14 protein-coding genes are annotated in these 20,807 nt (G+C 39.9%); 4 read left to right on the top strand and 10 right to left on the bottom strand.

From position 1 onward, the window contains the following. Nucleotides 1–3,081 (top strand): efflux RND transporter permease subunit, encoded by a 3,081-nt coding sequence (locus QMA08_RS06825; RefSeq protein WP_039487627.1) that lies wholly within the window; start codon nucleotides 1–3, stop codon nucleotides 3,079–3,081. Nucleotides 3,082–3,190: 109 nt separating this feature from the next. Here the strand turns inward: QMA08_RS06825 and QMA08_RS06820 are convergent, their stop codons facing one another. Further along, nucleotides 3,191–3,523 (bottom strand): PBPRA1643 family SWIM/SEC-C metal-binding motif protein, encoded by a 333-nt coding sequence (locus tag QMA08_RS06820; protein WP_024595073.1) that lies wholly within the window; start codon nucleotides 3,521–3,523, stop codon nucleotides 3,191–3,193. Nucleotides 3,524–3,867: 344 nt separating this feature from the next. Here QMA08_RS06820 and QMA08_RS06815 point away from each other — a divergent pair, with 344 nt between their 5' ends. The 3 genes from QMA08_RS06815 to QMA08_RS06805 all read left to right on the top strand — a co-directional run bounded on the left by QMA08_RS06815 (nucleotide 3,868) and on the right by QMA08_RS06805 (nucleotide 5,554). Then, nucleotides 3,868–4,608 (top strand): antibiotic biosynthesis monooxygenase, encoded by a 741-nt coding sequence (locus QMA08_RS06815; protein ID WP_290174016.1) that lies wholly within the window; start codon nucleotides 3,868–3,870, stop codon nucleotides 4,606–4,608. A 92-nt stretch (nucleotides 4,609–4,700) separates the two neighbouring features. Then, entirely contained in the window at nucleotides 4,701–4,958 is a 258-nt protein-coding gene (locus QMA08_RS06810; RefSeq protein WP_149603663.1) for a MetJ regulator of methionine regulon, read from the top strand. A gap of 11 nt (nucleotides 4,959–4,969) precedes the next feature. Further along, nucleotides 4,970–5,554, top strand: coding sequence for a hypothetical protein (locus tag QMA08_RS06805; protein WP_290174015.1), 585 nt, complete (start codon nucleotides 4,970–4,972; stop codon nucleotides 5,552–5,554). A gap of 22 nt (nucleotides 5,555–5,576) precedes the next feature. On the opposite strand, the gene rluF is transcribed toward QMA08_RS06805, so the two are convergent. From rluF to malQ, 9 genes are all read right to left on the bottom strand, one after another. Next, a complete protein-coding gene (gene rluF, locus QMA08_RS06800) occupies nucleotides 5,577–6,590 on the bottom strand; it encodes a 23S rRNA pseudouridine(2604) synthase RluF (protein WP_290174014.1) in 1,014 nt (337 codons plus the stop codon). An 86-nt stretch (nucleotides 6,591–6,676) separates the two neighbouring features. Then, nucleotides 6,677–7,747 (bottom strand): DUF418 domain-containing protein, encoded by a 1,071-nt coding sequence (locus tag QMA08_RS06795; RefSeq protein ID WP_290174155.1) that lies wholly within the window; start codon nucleotides 7,745–7,747, stop codon nucleotides 6,677–6,679. A gap of 30 nt (nucleotides 7,748–7,777) precedes the next feature. Further along, nucleotides 7,778–8,992, bottom strand: a complete 1,215-nt coding sequence (locus QMA08_RS06790; RefSeq protein WP_039487615.1) for an HDOD domain-containing protein — start codon at nucleotides 8,990–8,992, stop codon at nucleotides 7,778–7,780. An 89-nt stretch (nucleotides 8,993–9,081) separates the two neighbouring features. Further along, nucleotides 9,082–10,617, bottom strand: coding sequence for a glycogen/starch synthase (locus QMA08_RS06785; protein ID WP_290174013.1), 1,536 nt, complete (start codon nucleotides 10,615–10,617; stop codon nucleotides 9,082–9,084). A gap of 80 nt (nucleotides 10,618–10,697) precedes the next feature. Further along, nucleotides 10,698–11,999 (bottom strand): glucose-1-phosphate adenylyltransferase, encoded by a 1,302-nt coding sequence (gene glgC, locus QMA08_RS06780; RefSeq protein WP_002958601.1) that lies wholly within the window; start codon nucleotides 11,997–11,999, stop codon nucleotides 10,698–10,700. A gap of 14 nt (nucleotides 12,000–12,013) precedes the next feature. Continuing rightward, nucleotides 12,014–14,551 carry a glycogen/starch/alpha-glucan phosphorylase gene (locus QMA08_RS06775; RefSeq protein WP_290174012.1) on the bottom strand — a complete coding sequence of 846 codons (2,538 nt, stop codon included), beginning with the start codon at nucleotides 14,549–14,551 and terminating at the stop codon, nucleotides 12,014–12,016. Further along, nucleotides 14,544–16,607, bottom strand: coding sequence for a glycogen debranching protein GlgX (gene glgX, locus QMA08_RS06770; RefSeq protein ID WP_290174011.1), 2,064 nt, complete (start codon nucleotides 16,605–16,607; stop codon nucleotides 14,544–14,546). The genes QMA08_RS06775 and glgX overlap by 8 nt, the downstream gene beginning before the upstream one ends. Continuing rightward, entirely contained in the window at nucleotides 16,600–18,807 is a 2,208-nt protein-coding gene (glgB, locus tag QMA08_RS06765; protein ID WP_290174010.1) for a 1,4-alpha-glucan branching protein GlgB, read from the bottom strand. Before glgB ends, glgX begins: the two co-directional genes overlap by 8 nt. After that, on the bottom strand, nucleotides 18,808–20,802 hold the full coding sequence (malQ, locus tag QMA08_RS06760; RefSeq protein WP_290174009.1) for a 4-alpha-glucanotransferase: 1,995 nt from the start codon (nucleotides 20,800–20,802) through the stop codon (nucleotides 18,808–18,810). Between the last annotated feature and the right edge of the window lie 5 nt (nucleotides 20,803–20,807).

Genomic DNA, 20,807 nt, shown 5'->3' with positions numbered 1-20,807 from the left:
ATGAGCTTTGCGCAACTCTCCATAGAGAAAAAAGTAATTAGTTGGATGTTTGCGCTGCTGCTGTTAATTGGCGGTAGTGTGTCGTATTTTGACCTAGGCCAACTAGAAGACCCTGAGTTTACTCTTAAAACTGCCATGGTTATTACCATGTACCCGGGTGCATCGCCGCAGCAAGTCGAGGAGGAAGTCACCTTCCCTATTGAAAATGCGATTCAGCAACTCCCTTATGTTGATTATGTGACCTCTATTTCATCAAATGGTAAATCTCAAATTTCGGTGGAAATGAAAAGCACTTATCGAAAAGAGCAGCTGCGCCAAATTTGGGATGAAATGCGTCGTAAAATTAATGACCTTTCTCCTTCGCTGCCAAGCGGCGTTTACCCAAGCACTATTTTAGATGACTTTGGCGATGTATACGGCGTTTTATATTCGGTTACTGGCGACGGCTACTCATATGACGAGCTTAAAGACTACGTAGACTTTTTAAAGCGCGAGCTAGTCTTGGTTAAAGGTGTAAGTAAAGTAACTATTGCTGGTGAGCAACAACCACAAGTTATGGTTGAAGTATCTACACGTAAATTGGCTCAACTAGGTATAGCCCCAAGCCATATTTTTGGCTTGCTGCAATCGCAAAATACGGTGTCTAATGCGGGCAAAATACGTGTTGGCGATGAGTCTATTCGCTTTCACCCAACCGGGGAATTTAAAGATGTAAGTGAGCTTGAAACTCTGCTTATTTCAAAACCTGGTGCAAGTGAGCTTATTTATTTAGGCGATGTAGCAAAAGTATTTAGAGAATACGCCGAAGTACCTACTAATGTTATTCGTTACAACTCAGAGCAAGCACTGTTAATTGGTGTGTCGTTTATGAACGGGGTTAACGTAGTTGATGTAGGTAAACGTATTGACGAACACTTAGCAGAGCTTGAATACCAGCGTCCGCACGGCATACATGTTGAATCGGTATATAACCAACCTAAAGAAGTAGAAAAATCGGTAGATGGCTTTATTGTAAGCCTTGTAGAGGCTATTGCCATTGTAATTGTGGTACTGCTTATATTTATGGGTTTAAAAAGCGGTATTTTAATTGGCGGTATTTTATTACTGACCGTTTTAGGCACTTTTATATTTATGAAGTTGTTTGCCATAGACCTGCAACGTATTTCTCTGGGAGCACTTATTATTGCCCTAGGTATGCTGGTAGATAACGCCATAGTAGTAACCGAAGGCATATTAATAAATTTAAAACGTGGCCAAACTAAGTTAAAAGCGGCAGTTAATATTGTTGAGCAAACTAAATGGCCACTACTAGGCGCGACAGTTATTGGTATTACTGCATTTGCTCCCATTGGATTAAGCTCTGATGCCACGGGTGAATTTGCTGGCAGCTTATTTTGGGTGTTATTTATATCGCTTTTATTAAGCTGGATCACCGCCATCACCCTTACGCCATTTTTTGCAAACTTAATGTTTAAACAAGATGAGTTTAAAAAAGGTAAGAATGCTGAGGGCGAAGAGGAAGACGACGACCCGTACAAAGGCTTTATTTTTACAGGCTATAAAGCACTTTTAGATGTGTCTATGCATTATCGTAAAACAACTCTTGTTCTTATGGTTGTATTACTTTGCTCTGCAGTAATTGGCTTTGGTGCGGTTAAGCAGTCGTTTTTCCCTGCGTCTAACACGCCAATGTTTTATGTAGATTACTGGCAGCAGCAAGGCTCAGATATACGTGCAACCCTTGATGGCATTAAAAAGCTAGAAAACTACTTACAAAATGAAGAGCTCGTTGAGGAAATAACAAGTACAACAGGCCAAGGTGCGCCGCGCTTTATGCTTACTTATGCTCCTCAAAAATCGTACTCTTCTTATGGGCAGCTTATTATTAGAGTAAAAAACCGCGAGGCGGTTGCTATAGTAATGCAAAAGGTGCGTGAATACTCACAAAGTACGCCACTTTCAGCCGAGCTTAAAATTAAGCCGATGGAAATTGGCCCCTCTACCGATGCTAAAATTGAAGCACGCTTTACAGGCCCAGACCCAGTAGTTCTTAGAAAACTTGCAGCTAAAGCAGAAGACGTTATAGCAAAGGATGAAGGGGCTTATAATATTCGTGATGACTGGCGTGCGCGTACTAAAATGATTCGCCCGCAGTTTAACGAACAAAAAGCGCGCCGTTTAGGTATTAGTAAATCTGACCTTGATGATGTGCTGCTTACTAGCCTCTCTGGTAAACAAGTAGGCGTATACAGAGATGGTACGCAACTGTTACCTATTATTGCCCGCTCTCCTGCTAATGAACGTTTAAATGTAGAAAGCGTTCACGATTTACAAATTTATAGCCCAGTACTGGGTGTGTTTGTGCCAGTAACGCAAGTGGTTGACGAATTTGTGGTTGAATGGGAAGACAGCCTAATTATGCGCCGCGACCGTAAACGTACAATAACGGTAATGGCCGATCAAAACGTTTTAGGTGACGAAACCGCTGCTAAATTATTTGCCCGCATACGAGGGCCTGTAGAAGCAATAGAGCTACCGCGTGGTTATAAATTAGAATGGGGCGGCGAATATGAATCGTCATCTGATGCGCAATCGGCTATTTTTGGCTCATTGCCATTAGGCTATTTAGCTATGTTTGCGGTAACCGTACTGTTATTCAACTCGCTTAAACAACCTTTAGTTATTTGGGCTACAGTGCCACTTGCCATTATTGGTGTAAGTGCGGGTATGTTGATAATGAATGCGCCGTTTAGCTTTATGGCATTGCTTGGCTTATTAAGCTTAAGCGGCATGTTAATCAAAAACGGCATTGTGTTGGTCGACCAAATTAACCTTGAGCTTCGCGATGGTAAATCGCCTTATCAAGCTGTGTTTGAGTCTGGTGTTAGCCGTGTGCGCCCTGTAGCAATGGCAGCAATAACCACTATTTTAGGTATGATCCCGCTGTTATTTGACGTGTTCTTCCAGTCAATGGCGGTAACGATTATGTTTGGTCTAGGCTTTGCTACAATTTTGACTCTAATTGTAGTGCCAGTACTTTACACGGTTATATTTAGAATTGATTACGAACCGCGTAAGTAGTTAAGCATATAATCGGTTAACATTAAAAAATGCCACTGGCTCAAGGTCAGTGGCATTTTTGTTTAATACCGATGAAAAAAGAAAGGCTACATATTTAGTTGTTAAGAAACTAACCGCAACACTTCTTATATTTTTTGCCGCTACCACATACACAAGGTGCGTTACGCTCTGGTACTTTATCAAATACTTGTGGTGTTGACTTGCTAAGCGCAAAGTCTAGTTCGCGAATATCTTCTGGTACTTCAGCTTTAACTTCAATTGAAGCAAACAGCGAATGCTCTTCTAGTATTGCTTCTATTTCTGATTGTCGTGCAACTGAGTTTACAATTAGCGTTAACGGGTGTAACTCTGTGCCTGGCTTGGCAGTACGTTTTGGTGCAAATCCATTACTGTTATTTTTACCCATTATGTCGGGCTTACCCATAAAGAAAAATTTTGACATGTTACTTCTATAACCTTTCTGCATTATTAAGACGGCGCATCTTAACAGCTTACCCTTCATATAACTAAGTGTACTTGTAAATAGCTTAAGAACACGTCTATAAAGCAATTTTAACTTAAAAATTTAAATGGCCTGCAAAATAGGCTAACTATTATTATATACATTTACTATAAACTGATTAAATAAATGCGGTTATTATCAATATTTAAATACTCTGTACACTTAGCTTCGTTATATAAGCACTTACCAATTAAGCAATAGGTATGCTAACTAGGGCGATAGAAATTGCCTTTAACTTTTTAGCCTCACTTATACAGAGGCAATTTATTTAAGTAGAGAAAGTCATGTTTAAAAATTTTGGATGGATAGTAGAAGCTAAACTTAATGCTGGTGAACTTGAAAACTTTAAAGCGGTGATGAATTCACAAGTTAATCGCGCACTTAATGAAGTTGGCACTAAAAATTATCAATACTATATGTCTGATGCTGGCGATGTTTTAGTTTACGAACGCTTTGCAGATGCAGACTCTTCACACGAACATATTGAAAATTGGGACGATCATTCAGCACATTGGATGGCAGCTGCTGCACCTAAACGCATGGTGCATTTAGGTGAATTACCTGACGATGTTCGTGAGCGTCATGCGGCTTTAAGCCCTCTTTGGCTAAAACCATTTGGTGGCTTTTCTCGCGAAGAAGAACAAACGAGTCAAATTAACAAAAACGGTGATACGACATTTGATAATTTTGGCTGGATTGTTGAAGCCAAGCTAAACCCAGGCCAATTAGATGCCTTTCGTGAAGTAATGAATTCACAAGTAGAACGTGCAAAAACAGAGCCTGGTACACTAAATTACCAATATTACATGTCTGACGATGGCGATATTATGGTTTATGAGCGCTTTAGAGATTTAGAAGCATCGCACATACACATCCAAAACTGGGATGATCATGCAGAGCGTTGGATTGCTGCAGCAACACCAACACGTATGGTTCATTTGGGTGATTTACCTAAAGAACTAACCGATAAACATGCTGCACTGTCACCACTTCTATTAAAGCCTCTAGGTGGTTTTGCAAAGTAAATATGGATAAATACTAAATTCGTAATATAGTTAAGTGCCACTGACTAAACTCAGTGGCATTTTAGTATCTAACTCAATATTATGGAAAAACCTTGGAAAATTTTAAAACCGCGATACTAATAGTGGGCAGCGTTTGTATACTTTTTGGTTATTTACGCTTTATAACTGACGAGAATGGTAACGTGAACTTAAACAACTACCGATTTACAGGGGGCATACTACTGGTTATTTCCGGTATGGTTGATGGCACACGCGACCTTGTTAAGCGCCTGCGCTCTAAAAACTCGTTATCGGCGATTGCTGTTTATTTAGGTATACTCTTATTTTATATTGGCTTTAGCATTTTATAAGTGAATACCCTTTGACCTTTAAGCAACTCTTCAACAGCGCCCTATTACTTTTAGCAACGGCTCCTCCACTGGTTCTACTTGCATGGGATGAACAAGCCGATCCCGCATTTATTCCCAACGGTATATATAACACCTTAACATTTACGTTATTTCCAATAACGGCGATAGTGTTGTCGATTGTTTTATTAAGGCACCTATATAAAAAATATAATAATAATTTTGAATTTAAACATACAGTTAAAAATTATATTGCTGAGCATGGGAAGTTCCGAAGCGCATTTATACCACTGTTTTTGCCTATTTTAATTTACTTATGGTTATGGACGTCAGTTTGTATTTCTGTGAAATTATGGGCCAATAAACACAGCAATAATATATGGCAGCAAGAGCATCAATTACTTGAGGTAGGTAGTTGCTCAACTGATTATGAGTACAGTTGTGCAACGCTAACAGTGCTTAGTTTACAGAACTACAGAAAATACACTTTTAGATGGTATTTAGATAAGAATAAATTGGTGACTTTGCAAAATAACAATATAAATTTAGTGGGCGTTACAAGCCCACTTGGTAATATAGTACAAGAAATACAGTGGTAGTAGAATACCACTTAGCTGCAGATTATTTTTTTAAGCTAAGGGTACGCCCCGAGCTAGGTTTTGACTGTGACGACTTATTCTCTTTAATACTTTTTGGCTTACCAACATACGTGGTAGAACGCTTTTGATAAGGTGCTTTACTGCGCTCATTTTTGCGCTCGCCATTATCATTACTGCGTTCAGAGTTGCGACTTGAATTTCGCTCGCCACTTTGTTCGCCTTTATTAAAACGGCGAGGATTTTCACCCTGAAAATCACGCTTTTTAGGAGCTGAAGGCGTATTATTTTCTGATTGTTTATTAGCATCAAGCGAATGTTCTTGAGTTTTACCTGAGTCAGAAATCGAGTCGTTTATTTGCGCCATTTCAGTATCAGACAAATGACGCCACTGCCCTACCTTTAAACCTTTTAGTGTTACGTTCATTATACGAGTGCGCTTTAACGTCACCACTTCGTAACCTAAATATTCACACATACGTCGTATTTGGCGGTTTAAACCTTGTGTAAGTACTATTTTAAATTCTTTAGGGGCAGTTTGTGTCACTTTACACTTTTTAGTCACGGTATCTAAAATAGGCACGCCATTGGCCATTTTTGTAACAAACTGACGATTAAGCGGTTTATCAACCGTAACAACATATTCTTTTTCGTGGTTATTACCCGCACGCAAAATTTTATTAACGATGTCGCCTTCGTTAGTTAAAAATATAAGCCCTTCAGACGGTCTATCTAAACGCCCTATTGGAAATATACGCGTAGGATAATTTACCGCGCGAATAATATTACTTTGAATTTTACTTTCGGTAGTACACGTAATACCAACGGGTTTATTGTAAGCGATATAAACGCGCTTTGGTGTGGCTTTAAGTGGCTTGCCATCAACCAATACAACATCGGTAGCGGCTACTTTTACGCCCATTTCTGGTGAGTAGCCATTAACGCTGACACGACCTTGCTCAATATATTTATCGGCTTCGCGGCGTGAACAAAATCCTGTTTCACTAATAAATTTATTTAAACGTTTTAATTCGGTCATGGCACTTATAGCGTAGTAATTTTTAAGGCGAGTAGTGTAAACCACCCACACTATTTTTTCGCCCCTAATTTAAAATTTATAGGTGTTTAAGCATTAATTTTTGCTTTCGTTAATTTACGCCATACAAATTCAAGCGGGCCTTGGTTAAAATAGCGGCTGTATATAAAGGTAAATATGAGCTGCAGTGCAACTAATGACGTTGCAACTAACCAGTAGTCAATACGATCAAAATTGAGCACCCAGTGTGTAAATAGCACTTTATATAACAACAGTTGTATGAGTGTTTGGCTAATATATAAAGTAAATGCTAAGCGCCCCGCTTGTTGAATAAGCTTGCCAACATGTGCGCTGTTATTGCAAAATTTAACAATTAAATGAATATACAGCGTAGCCATACCTAGCGCCGCAAAAATATTTACAAATTCTTGCACCCCATATCCTAAGCTGCCATTAACCTGTGATGCATAAAGCCTGATTCCACAAAAAACAAGGGTCATTGCACCGCAAACTATTAATTGCTGAGTCGTTAAGCCTTTACTAAAAACGTCTTGTTTATATAAATAAATGCCAATGAGCATAAGGCCCACGCACATCCACATTGTCATTATTGGCACCATAACAAGCATTAACGTGTTCATAGCAAGGTTACTAATAAAGTAATCAATATAGTGTGGGTTATATAATTCAATAAACTGTGCTGTATCGCGGTAAATTATTTCATCGGGTACGCTAGATATAACAAGTAAGGTAACCACACCCGACAACAAGGTAAATGCAAGCCCTCTTTTTAAAAGTACGTTGCTATCACTTTCTAAATATTTAATAACAAACCAGCCAGATACACCGTAAACAAATAAAATATCACCGGCCCAAAGTAAAAAACCATGCGCTAAACCAAAGAGGATTAACCAATAGAGCCTGCTTTTTATCTGCACTTCAGACTTGTAACGTTGCCACTGAATGTAAAGCCCAGCACCAAAAAGCAAACTAAACAGTGTTCTAAAACGCCCGTCTACAAACACGCTGCTAAGGGTGTGAATAATTGAGTCGCTAACAGGAGGATTAGTTAAGGAGCTATACCCGTATTCAAAAATACCGAAGGCGTAACCATTCATGTAAACGAGGCCAAGCACGGCAACGCCGCGAATAAAGTCCATATTATAATTGCGCATTAAAGCTATTATCCGTTAAATATTATTCTTATAACTGTCAGCCCAATCGACTGACTGCTGGTAAAGTGGAGGTAGTATAGCACTGTCAATATTCAACAAAAGTACAGCTTGTTCAAGTGCCCACCAGCTTCCTGTTTCATATGCTTTAACAACGTTTAAAATATAATAAAGTGTGTTTTTGTCCCCTAATAATGCCGTTTTTATTTCATCAGGGAAAGGTAGCTTTTCAACAAGCAAGCTCATTGGTTGATCAAGGATTGCATCCAGTAACGAGAATAATCCTGTTAAAAATGCTTCGCCTGACTGACTCTTATTAACCTTTTTTGCCACCAGCTCACAAAAGCGAGCGCGTACAACACACACTTGCATTAGCTCTGCAGGTTTTTTACCCGCTGTATGAGCAGTAACAATAAGGCTCACAAACTTTTTCAGGCGTTCGTGCCCTAAATACACAAGCGCTTGCTTTAATGACGATATTTGGCTTTGTATAGGAAACACACCGCTGTTTATTAATCTTAGTAACTTATATGCGAGTGCAGCATCTAGCTCAAACAGGCTTGCGATGGTTTTAATATCAGGGCTTTGCTTCATGATTTCTGCGTATATGGCAACAACTAGACCGTAATTGTAATCAACGTCGTTTTGCTTGATCATGGTAGGCTTTGCAAAAAAATAGCCTTGAAAATAATCAAACCCCATATCAAAGGCAAGCTCATAGTCTTCTTGTGTTTCTATTTTTTCGGCTAGTATTTTTATTTGTTTATGCGCTTGTAACTTAGTAACTATGGGCTGTATTTCGCTAAGAGGTGTAATTGCAATATCAAATTTAATGAGTTTCACAAGCTTTAAAAAACGATCCCATTGTGGTTTATATACAAAATCATCGAGTGCGAGTTTGTAGTTACTATGAAATAAACCTCGGCATAGCTCATAGTTATCGTCGGTTGGTTCTATGGTTTCGAGCAATTCAATCACAACGTCTTGGCATGGTAAGAAAGCACATAAATCGAGTTTTAGTGATTCTGGTCCTATATTAATAAGCGCTTTTTTGCCTGATGTAATATGGCGTGTACCTAAATTTAATTGATTTTCCATAATAAGCCTTGCTGTTGCTTGACCTTCTGCAATATCTGGAAAATAATTTTTTGGACTATCACGAAAAAGTAGCTCATAGGCTACTACTTTTTTACTTCGATTGAATATTGCTTGCCTTGCAACAAATACAGACACATTACCTACTTCTTAGCTTTTATATAATACTAAGTAATTAAACCCTAAGCAGGTAGATTTGTCACTAAACTTTAAAGTACACAAACGTTTTACCGGTATAAGGTTGTTATATAATCAGTTGCCACTTGTGGCCACGAAAAACGCATTTGCTCTGCGCTGTGCTTAATTTTATGCCATCTTTTAGGATTTTGCTTTTTAATTAAGAGAGTTTCGGCTAAACAGCTAATTAAATTACGCGTTTGCGTTGCCAACGTGTCTCCATTAAAGCTAAAACCATTTTCGTGGTGTTTAACAGTATCTTTTAATCCGCCAACACTGTGTACTAAACACGGTTGCCCCGCTCGCATTGCTAGCATTTGGCTAATACCACACGGTTCAAACGAGCTTGGCATTAAAAATAAGTCACCAAATTGATACATTAAATCGCCAACACCTTGACCATAGCCCTTTAAAAATAAAAGATTGGAATTACGCGCCATTGCTTTGGTAAATATGCTTTCGAGCTCTTTGTCACCCGAGCCGAGAATAATAAGTCTGCCGCTATGTTCACTAATTAATTGGCACACTTTATCAATAGCTAAAACCCCATTAACCTGCTGGCACAATAACAACACTTTTTGCTCAGTAAGACGGCCAACGCTTGTAACTAATGGACCGTTATTAACCGTTGCTTTAAATTGCTGTAGTCGTTGGTGGGCAATATAATAGCCACTTTGTAACTGCTCGCTATTTGCCATCCAAGTAAATAAAGTGCTCTCTGCTTGGCTATAAAAATCAGCGAGAGTTGCTCCTTCAAGTGCATTGATTGGATATTCGCAGCCATTTAAAATACCAACAAGCTTGCCTTGGCTTGCTGCATTTTGCAGATCTTGCTCAAGCCCTTCGCCACCAAAAAAACCATGTTCGTAATTGCTAGGTTCAAGAACCTCTTGGCTGTAAGTTGGCGATACAACATGTATTTTATCGCATAGATTTATTGCACTGCGCATAGGATTAAAACAATGAGGGTAACGCGGGTCGCATAATTGCTGGCCATTATAACTAAGTGATGGAAACCACGCCTCTAAGCTTGAATCATCATGTTTGAAAGGCCTTATCCCTTGCAGTGCAATATTATGCACTGTGAAGGCAATAGGTAAGGTATTAAGTGAGCTATAACGTGGCTCAAACTTAAGTAAAACTGCAACGCAGGCACTGTGCCAATCATGTAAATGCAGCGCTGTAGGGCGCTTTAATACACCTTCTAATAACGCTTCGCAGACGGCTGCGTTAAATAGAGCAAATTTAGTCGCATCAGTTGCAAAAGGCCTCCCCGGTGCATCATTACAATATACACTGCCTGATTCACTAAATAACGGGTGGCTAATAACAATTTGGCTTACATTATTTTCGGCTTGTTGTACTTTAAAAATGGTTAATACATGGGGTTGAGCATTAAATGCAACAGTTACTTCACCTACATAAATACGCTCAAGCGGCTCAAACCCGTAGTCAGGAATAACAACATCAACCGTTATACCTTGCTTTGCGAGAGCCTTAGGTGCATCGCGTACTACATCTGCCACACCGCCTACTTTTGCGCCTGGTAACGCGTCATTTTCTGCTGCAACCATTAATACATGCATTAATTTATTATTTCCTTTAAACCTGTGTGAGCTTGCTCACAAATGAGCAAGCTATGTTGTCGTGCTTATCTAACTTGTTGTTACGCTAGCTTTTTATTTTCTCGCGCTTGGCGTTCTAACTTTTTTGCAAGCTCAGTGAGCATATCACGTGTAACAAGAACGATACCTTTTTTAGATACCCTAAAGCCGTTTTCTTCATCTGTTTTTTTGTCAAAACCGATTTCAAGACCTGCCGGTATTTCACAGCTTCTATCTATTATTGCGCGTTTAATTTTACAACCTCGGTTTATAACCGCACCGGGTAAAATAACCGACTGCTCAATGGTACAAAATGAGCGAACGTGAACGTTAGAAAACAACAGGGATTTTCTAACCGCAGAGCCCGAAATAATACACCCACCCGAGACTGTTGAGTCTAAAGCCATACCACGTCTATCCTCATCATCAAAAATAAATTTAGCAGGTGGTAGTTGCTCTTGATAAGTCCAAATTGGCCACGTTGGATCGTATAAATCAAGTTGTGGTTCTGGCATTACCAATTCCATATTAGCTTCCCAGAACGAGTCAAGCGTACCTACATCGCGCCAATAAGGTTGCCCTTCTTGGTTTGGATCTCTAAATGGGAAAGCAAATACATTGTGCTCTTCTATAATCGCTGGAATAATATCGTGACCAAAATCGCGTCCAGAGCCTTCATTTTCAGAATCTTTTTTAAGTTGCTCAAATAAAAATTCTGTATTGAAAATGTAGTTCCCCATTGATGCTAAACATGTACCTGGCTTGCCGGGTACGGAGCTAGGCATTGCTGGTTTTTCATCAAAACGACACACTCTATTTTCTTCATCAACGGTCATTACACCAAACGTGTCTGCGGCTTCCTCTACTGGAACTTCAATACAACACACAGTCATATCTGCGCCTTTTTGCACATGTTCAGCCAATAAAGCACCATAGTCCATACGGTACACATGATCTCCAGACAAAATCATCACATATTTAGGAAGCTCGTGACGAATAATATCTATGTTTTGAAAAACAGCATCTGCGGTTCCACAATACCAATCATCACCTTGGCGCTGAGATGCAGGTAGTATTTCAACCGACTCTCCTAGCTCTTTTTTAAAGTGCCCCCATGCGCGGTTTACATGGCGTATTAATGAATGTGATTTATATTGTGTAGCAATACCAACACGTCTCACACCCGAGTTAATGCAGTTTGATAGTGGAAAATCGATAATTCGATGTTTACCACCAAAGTAAACTGCTGGCTTTGCTCGCCAATCGGTTAACTCATGCAGGCGAGAACCGCGACCGCCTGCCAGTATTAACGCGTAAGTTTCTCTGGTTAGGCTACTTATGTAGCGATTTGCATAATTAGGCATAATACTCTCTCCATTTAGTCTAGGCTGTTAGTGGCATGGCTTTTAGTTGTCGTTAAGTCTGTTTCACTAATATTGAGGGGTTCTAAATGCCAAATATCTTCACTGTATTGGCTTATGGTTCTGTCACTTGAAAACATACCACTGGCTGCTGTATTTAAAATACTCATTTGTGTCCAGTAGGTCTGATCTGCGTAAGCTTTATCAACTTCTTTTTGAGCTGCTACATAACTTTCAAAATCGTGAGCAACAAGCCATGGATCGTGCGGGCTCTTAATTGCATTTGTTATGTCGTCAAATAAGCATGGTTCAAATAAATTAAAATGTCCGCTCTCGAGTAATTGCATCACATTCTTTAAATCGCTATTTTGCGATATTAAATGCTCTGGATTATAACGTGATTTAATATCGTCAATTTCGTGCGCTTGTGCGCCAAACAAAAAGAAGTTATCAGCACCAACAGCATCTCTAATTTCAATGTTTGCGCCATCCAGCGTGCCTATTGTCAATGCACCATTCATCATAAATTTCATGTTGCCAGTACCAGACGCTTCTTTACCTGCGGTAGATACTTGCTCTGAGAGATCGGTTGCAGGACAAATAACTTCCATTGCGGTTACGTTGTAATTAGGTAAAAATGCGACGCGTAAATATGGCGCAGCTTGAGGGTCTTTATTTATAACCTCTGCCACGTTATTAATAAGCTTAATAATTTTTTTAGCCATGTAATAACCCGGCGCTGCTTTACCACCTAATAGAACACAACGAGGAACAAGTTCTTGGGTATCCCCACGGCGAATACGGTCATATAAATGAATCACATGAAGTATGTTTAATAGCTGACGTTTGTATTCGTGGATACGTTTTACTTGTACGTCAAACATCATTGATACATCAAAATCGATATCGCAGCGCGCCTTAACTAAATCAACTAAACGTTGTTTGTTTTCACGTTTAGCATTTTGCCACTGCTCATGAAATGCCTTGTCGTCATAAAAACGACGTAGGTCACTAATTTTTGAAAAGTTTTTAACCCAATCATGGCCAATTTTTTCACCAATTAATTCACTTAATACTGGATTACAATGCGCAAGCCATCGACGAGGCGTTACACCATTTGTTTTGTTATTAAACTTATCTGGCCACAGTGCATAAAATTCTTTAAATAATCCCGCTTTTAACAGTTCGGTATGAAGTGCTGCTACGCCATTTACAGAGTAACTACCTACAATAGCTAAATAAGCCATACGAATTTGCGGCTCATCACCCTCTTCAATCAGTGACAATGCACGTTGCTTTTCAACATCTCCCGGCCACTGCTGTGCCACTTGTGCTAAAAAGCGTGCATTTATCTCGTAAACTATTTCTAAAATGCGTGGTAATAATTTTGAAAACAACGAAACAGACCATTTTTCAAGCGCTTCAGGAAGTAGCGTATGATTTGTATAGGCCATGGTTTTAGTTGTGATTTGCCACGCATCGTTCCAATTTAATTCGTAATCATCAATTAAAATACGCATTAGCTCTGCAACAGCAATACTTGGATGCGTGTCGTTTAACTGAAAAACATGAAAATCAGCAAAGTCACTAAAACTCTCGCCATGTTGGGAAACCCATTGGTCTACTACGTCTTGAATACTCGCCGATGATAAAAAGTATTGTTGGCGTAACCTAAGCTCCTTACCATTTTCGCTGCTGTCATTTGGATACAGCACCATGGTGATTTGTTCGGCTAGATTTTTTTGTGCGACGGCTTCTGAATAACTGCCCGCATTAAATTCGGTTAAATTAAATTCATCTGTTGCCTCTGATTTCCACAGACGTAGTGTATTTACGATATTGTTTTTATAACCAGGGACAGGTACATCGTACGGTACAGCTAATACATCTTGTGAGCCCATCCATTGACGGTGCTCTCTGCCAAATTTATCTGTGTAACTTTGCACATAGCCACCAAACTTCACACGTTTTGCATGCTCTGGTGCGCTTAGCTCCCATGGATGTCCTTCACGTAGCCAGTTATCTGGTTGCTCAATTTGGTTACCATCTTTAATCGATTGATTAAACATGCCGTATTCGTATCGTAGGCCATAGCCAATAACAGGCAACGCTAAACTAGCACAGCTATCTAAAAAGCAGGCTGCAAGGCGCCCTAGCCCACCATTTCCTAGGCCAGCGTCGTGCTCGGCGTCTTCAATTGTTTCTATTGTTGTGCAGTACTCTTGTAGTGCTGAGCTTACTTGTTCATCTAAATCTAGATTTAAAACAGCATTACCTAGCGCACGCCCCATCAAAAACTCAAGAGAAAGGTAAGCCGTCTTGCGGCGTTTCTCTTGCTTAATTTGTTGATTCGTTTCTCTGCAGCGAGCCACAAGTCTGTCGCGAATAGTAAGCGCTAATGCGTGATACAAATAATGCTGCGATTCACCCACTTTATCTCGGCCGAGGGTATAATAAAAATGCCGTGTTAAGTCATCTTTAAGCGTACTTTCATCAATAACGGGACCTTCTTGCCAGCCCTTTACTACACACACTTGATCACTTTGTTTAACCATGACTAACATCCTCTAAATTGGCACTAAAAACCCAACTACTTTGTGCTGAAATTTCAACCATCGCATCTTCATTACTGCTCACAGATGCATTATGTACACTTGATAGAATCATTTGCCACGGCGCATTAATTGGCGATGGGGGCATTTGACAAAAAATTGTTTTTTCACTGGCATTAAATACAATCAGCAATGCATGATTGTTTTGCTTATCAAGTAAGCTGTACATTAAAAACTGCCTGGTATCTTCATGCCAGTGAGCATCAGTCATGGTTTTACCTTGTTCGGTAAACCACTTAACGGTAAAACGCTCGTCTATATCATCTAAAAATACACTGTGTTTAAACACACTGTGCGCACGTCTAATTTTTAATGCATCATCAATAAATCGTGTTAGCGAATGATTAAGTTGAGAATCTTTCCAGGCAAGCCAACTAGTGCGATTATTTTGGCAATAAGCATTGTTATTCCCCCCTTGCGAGTGCGCCATTTCGCTGCCAGCGGCAATCATGGGAACACCTTTTGAGAGAATTAAAGTAAGTAAAAAGTTCTTTTGTTGCTGTAAGCGCAGTGCGTTTATTTTAGAGTCGCTGGTAAAACCTTCTACCCCACAGTTAAACGAATGATTTGCACTGTGCCCATCTCGATTTTGCTCGCCATTAGCTTCGTTATGTTTATGCTCATAACTCACTAAATCAGCAAGGGTAAAACCATCATGACTCGTTATAAAATTAATACTATTGAGCGGCCCACGTTGGCTGTGCTCAAAAATATCAAACGATCCATGCAAACGTTTTGCAACGCTTGCAATAATGCCTGTTTCACTTTGCCAAAAACGTCTAATTACATCGCGGTATTGATCGTTCCATTCTCGCCATGGCGGCGGAAATGCACCAAGCTGATAACCACCTGGGCCTATATCCCAAGGCTCACTTATTAACTTAACTTTGTTAAGCACAGGGTCTTGGGCAACTACTTGTAAAAAAGTATGTGCGGAGCTAAAGCCTGCTTTTGAGCGACCTAAAATGGTCGCTAAATCAAACCTAAAACCATCAACTCCCATTACTTCAACCCAATAACGAAGGCTATCAAGTACAAGTTGCAGTGTTTTAGGATGATCAATATTTATGGTATTACCACAGCCGGTATCGTTTATATATACGTCAGGCTGGCCATCTACTGTGCGGTAATAGGCTAAGTTATCAAAGCCTCTAAGCGATAGTATAGGGCCATCCGCCCCTGCTTCAGCTGTATGGTTGTAAACAACATCTAATATGACTTCTATGTCTGCAGCATGGAGCTCTTGCACCATTTGCTTAAACTCGTTTATATCGTCGTTTACTAAATAGTCTTTATGGGGCGTAAAAAAGTTAAGCGTGTTGTAACCCCAGTAGTTTTGCAAACCTTTCCCTGTTAAAAATTGCTCACTAATAAAAGAATGAACAGGCAAAAGCTCAACGGCTGTAACACCAAAGCTTTGTAAGTGTTCAATAAAGCTTGGGTGGCTTAACCCTAAAAACTTCCCTTGTAGAGATTTGGGAATTTTAGGATGACGACACGTTGTACCTTTCACATGGCACTCGTAAATAACCGTGTTTGACCAACGGTGATTAGGCTTTTTATGCGCGTACAACGTAGGAGCCGCTACTTTTGATTTAGGTATATCAATCGCATTATTTACAGTGCTTTTAGTACCGATTGGCATTTGCCCGTAATGGCGTTCACTCCAAGTAAACTCACCAAACAAGTCTTTTGCATATGGGTCTATCAGCAGCTTATTTTCGTTAAACAGTTGACCATTTTTAGGGTTATATTCACCCTCAACTCTAAAACCATAAAGCGCACCGGCGTTTAATGGCGAAATATGAATACTCCAAATACCCCCTTCGTTGATATTCATCGCCATTTTTAGTATTTCTGAATGGCCACTTTTATCAAACAGGCATACATAAGCTTGGCTCGCCCCAGGCGCATAAAGCGCGAAGTTGACCCCATTATCAATAACACTAGAGCCAAGTGGTTCTACATTACCGGGTGCTACATCAAATCGGTTACTCATCATCAACCTTTTGTAAATAAATAGTAGTTAAGCCACCAATGGCAATTGAAATACTGTGTTTAAAACCATGATTTGATTCGTTTATTGCTTGAACTATCTGCGATGAATCTTTAGTTACCTCAACGCCAGAGCCAAAAAACTGAGTATCGTCTGTATTTAAAACAACTTTATAACGCCCTTTACTCGGTACGCCAATAACGTAGTTTTCATAGGACGCGGGGGTAAAATTAGCAATAACAACCACAAAGTTTTTTGCGTTTTTAGCATAGCGAACAAAGCTTAAAATGCTCTGCTGATTATTATTGTTATCTATCCAGGTAAAACCAGCCGCGCTCGAATCTAGCTCATACAACGCAGGTTGGTTTTTATAAACCGTATTTAGTGTTTTTACCGTTTGCTTTATACCATTATGGCTTTGGTGCTCAAGTAAATGCCAATCGATAGAATGATCGTGTCCCCACTCTTTTCGCTGTGCAATTTCACCACCCATAAATAAGAGTTTTTTACCCGGGTGTGCCCACATAAATGCGTAGTAAGCGCGTAAATTTGCAAATTTCTGCCAATCATCGCCTGGCATTTTTTCAATTAACGAGCCTTTACCATGTACTACCTCATCGTGGCTTAATGGCAATATATAGTTTTCGCTAAACGCGTATACCATCGAAAAAGTCATTTCGTGATGATGATGCTGACGATAAAGCGGGTCGTGCTGCATGTAATGCAAACTATCGTTCATCCAACCCATATTCCACTTATAACCAAAGCCTAAACCGTTGTGCTCAACACTTTGGGTGACACCCGGCCATGCTGTTGACTCCTCAGCCACCATCATAATGCCTGGGTTGTTTTTATAGCTGCGCATATTGACTTGCTTTAGGCACTCAATTGCACCTAAGTTTTCACGCCCGCCGTAACAATTAGCAACCCACTCGCCTTCTTTTCGGCTGTAATCTAAATACAACATAGAAGCTACGGCATCTACACGCAGGCCATCTAAACCAAATTGATGTAGCCAATACATAGCATTTGATATTAAAAAGCTTTTAACTTCAGGACGGTCGTAGTTATAAATGTATGTATTCCAATCAGGATGAAACCCTTGGCGTTTATCAGCATGCTCATATAAATGGGTGCCATCAAATCGATGTAAGCCATGCGGATCGCTTGGAAAATGCCCTGGTACCCAATCAAGTAAAATACCTAAATTAGCTTTATGGCACTGCTCTACGAAGTATTTAAAGCTGTTGTAGTCGCCAAAGCGGCTGGTAGGTGCAAATAACCCAACAGGCTGATACCCCCACGAACCATCAAACGGGTATTCACTTATTGGCATAAGTTGCAGGTGAGTAAAATTCATTTCAAGAGCGTAGCTAACGAGTTTGTCGGCAAGCTCTGTGTAACTTAAATAGCGGTTGTTTTCAGCGCGTTGCCATGAGCCTAAATGCACTTCGTAAATACTAATTGGTGCATCAATATGGTTACGCTTTTGTCTGTTTTGAAGTGCCTGCTCGCCAAGCTTTATAGGTTCTGATTTATACTGCAGTACACTTGCGGTGCCAGGTGCTTGTTGCATTTTAAATGCATAGGGGTCGGCTTTTTCGAGCACCTCTCCACTTTGCGCGGTAATTGCAAATTTGTAGCACATGTCAGCTTTAAGGCCTGGTACAAATAACTCCCATACACCACTTGCAGGATGAAAGCGCATAAAGTGGCGATTCGCTTGCCAAAAGTTAAACTCACCAATAATAGAGACACTTGCCGCATTAGGCGCCCATACACAAAAACGCACACCGTCTACGTTTTGTTGAGTACTAAAATGTGCACCAAAATGCGAGTAAGCATGTTCAAGGCTGCCCTCGTTAAATAAATACATTGCCTCTGCATCAAGTGTGCTTTCAAAGCTGTATTCATCATAAAAGGTAACGCTGCTATCTGTGTACTGAGCAATGCATTCATATGGCGCAGTGGGCAAAGCATCTACTTTGGCTATAAATAAGTCACTTTGTTGGTAGCGCTGCGCCTTAATAGTTTTATTATTTAATGTAACACTTACGCTTATTGCACAAGGTAGATAAAAACGAATTTCAACTTCGGCATTCGTTTTATGTGCCCCTAAAAAGCTAAATGGGTCTTTAAATCGCCCTGTATTTAATGCGTGTACTTGTGCATCGTAACTATTTTCATTAGTTGTACTGCTCATTTAACCTTTCCTTATTGAATCGATAGCAGCTAAAAGTGAGGCATTTTTGGTAAAAATTTCTTCACTGGTATGCGTTAATACACGTCGCCAATTAGGATATTCTTTATCTGTCCCGGGGATATTAACCGGATACTTCTGCTCATCTAAGTCATCTATTTGTATTGCAAATAAACGCGATTGAGAGCCTGCTAAACACAATGCAAGTGCGCTATAAACAGTCACTGCTTCACTATGTAATAAAAGCTCAGTTGTATTGCCATGGTGATTAATAAAACGTAGTAACCTTTGTTGCTCTTCTATTCGCTGTTGCTTTAGTTGCTCGTATTCATTGCAAGTTATAAGCTTATATTGTTGCTTAATATCTAAATCATCATGTTGCCACCAGCCTGTAAATGGAGGGACATCGTGATTGGCTATCATTAACAAACAATGTGTTGCTAGCTCATCTACCGATAAAAACTCTCCACTGTGTTGTTTTTCAAAATAGAATAAGCTGTTGGAAAAAATACCGCTAGATGCCAAAGCTTCCCTAACCTCTGGCGGTACGATGCCTAAATCTTCACCAATAACAATACTCTGATTAATATGCGATTCAATTTTTAAAATGGCAAGTAAATGCTCAAACGGATAATAAACATAACAGCCGTCTTGTTCGCCATTGCTTTCAAAGCACCACCATAGGCGCCTAATAGCCATTACGTGGTCAATTCGAAGCCCACCTACGTTTTGCATGTTTGCGCGAATGAGCGAGCGATAAAATTGGTAGTGATTATTACTAAGGCTTTGGGGATTGAGGGCTGGGAGGCCCCAATTTTGACCTGCTTCAGCCCATGGATCGGGTGGAGCGCCTACACTTGCACCTTGGCTAAACAACGATTGTTGATTTTTAAATTCAGCCCCATCGCCAGCACAACCAACAGCTAAGTCGTTTATTAAGCCAATAGCCATGCCTCTCTCTGCGCAACTTTTTTGACACAGTGCCAGTTGCATATGCGCTTGCCATTGCAGGTAATAAGCAAATGTTAGGTTATCTGATTCGAGGGTATTTAACGTAGTAGAATGAGTATTACAAAAATCAGTAAACGCTTGGCGACGCTCATCATTTGCCGTTAATTCAAACTGATTATAAAGCGCTTCAAATAACGCATACTTTATACGACTTACATTTTCATAATCTATAAACTGATCATTACTTTTAATAAGTGCAGCGACATCATCTTGCTGCATAATGGCGTCAAGGTTTTCGTTATTTATTGCGTCTTCGCTTAGTACGATAGAAATATAAAGAGGATTTAATAAAGCGCGACTATTAGGGCTATAAGGACTGGCTCGCTCTGGCATATCAGCGAATAGCAAATGCAGTGGATTAAGTAATATGTAATCCATGTTTTGGGAGCTGCATAGTTTTGTAAGCGCTAATAAATCGTCAAAGTCGCCAATACCCAAATTCGCTCTATTTTTTAATGTGTAAAGCTGAATAGATAATCCCGTGCGCTTTGTGTCTTCCACTTGATAGACTTGCTCAGGCACGCACCAAATTTGTGTAATAGCGTGTTGCTCACCTACCTGAACATTAGCGTCATGATAGCCAATTGGCATATTATCAATGGGTAGTGCCAACTCAATATAGCGAACGCCATGCAAGTAATATTCACCAGTGACGGCCAAGTTATAAAGGTTGTCAAATGCTATGTGCATTCCAAGTGAAGGGACATCAATATTAGCGGCTAAATATTGCTGACGTTCATCTATACGAAGCTTTAACAAACATGTACTTTGCTCAACTAAACTCACACTAGGTACTAAATCCAGCCAAAGCGATGCATCTAAATCATAAGTTAGTTGAGCTATTCCTGCTTCATTATTTGTATCAACACCACAACATTGCAAAGCACGTTTACGCGTTTCTTCGCTAAAAAACACCTGTTCACCTGTATACTTAGTGAATTCAAAGCCAATACCATGCAGGTAAAACAACTGCGAAAGAGCATCCATTGAAT

This window comes from Pseudoalteromonas sp. APC 3355 (assembly GCF_030407615.1).
GTDB classification, from domain to species: Bacteria; Pseudomonadota; Gammaproteobacteria; order Enterobacterales; family Alteromonadaceae; genus Pseudoalteromonas; species Pseudoalteromonas distincta.
The sequence above is the reverse complement of the archived record's forward strand: the minus strand, read 5'-3'. Positions and strand labels throughout refer to the sequence as shown.

Excerpts from the sequence above, each read along its gene's own strand:
- QMA08_RS06825 (WP_039487627.1), top strand. The coding sequence starts at position 1 with ATGAGCTTTGCGCAACTCTCCATAGAGAAAAAAGTAATTAGTTGGATG.
- QMA08_RS06820 (WP_024595073.1), bottom strand. The coding sequence starts at position 3,523 with ATGTCAAAATTTTTCTTTATGGGTAAGCCCGACATAATGGGTAAAAAT.
- QMA08_RS06815 (WP_290174016.1), top strand. The coding sequence starts at position 3,868 with ATGTTTAAAAATTTTGGATGGATAGTAGAAGCTAAACTTAATGCTGGT.
- rluF (WP_290174014.1), bottom strand. The coding sequence starts at position 6,590 with ATGACCGAATTAAAACGTTTAAATAAATTTATTAGTGAAACAGGATTT.
- QMA08_RS06795 (WP_290174155.1), bottom strand. The coding sequence starts at position 7,747 with ATGGACTTTATTCGCGGCGTTGCCGTGCTTGGCCTCGTTTACATGAAT.
- QMA08_RS06785 (WP_290174013.1), bottom strand. The coding sequence starts at position 10,617 with ATGCATGTATTAATGGTTGCAGCAGAAAATGACGCGTTACCAGGCGCA.
- glgC (WP_002958601.1), bottom strand. The coding sequence starts at position 11,999 with ATGCCTAATTATGCAAATCGCTACATAAGTAGCCTAACCAGAGAAACT.
- QMA08_RS06775 (WP_290174012.1), bottom strand. The coding sequence starts at position 14,551 with ATGGTTAAACAAAGTGATCAAGTGTGTGTAGTAAAGGGCTGGCAAGAA.
- glgX (WP_290174011.1), bottom strand. The coding sequence starts at position 16,607 with ATGAGTAACCGATTTGATGTAGCACCCGGTAATGTAGAACCACTTGGC.
- glgB (WP_290174010.1), bottom strand. The coding sequence starts at position 18,807 with ATGAGCAGTACAACTAATGAAAATAGTTACGATGCACAAGTACACGCA.
- malQ (WP_290174009.1), bottom strand. The coding sequence starts at position 20,802 with ATGGATGCTCTTTCGCAGTTGTTTTACCTGCATGGTATTGGCTTTGAA.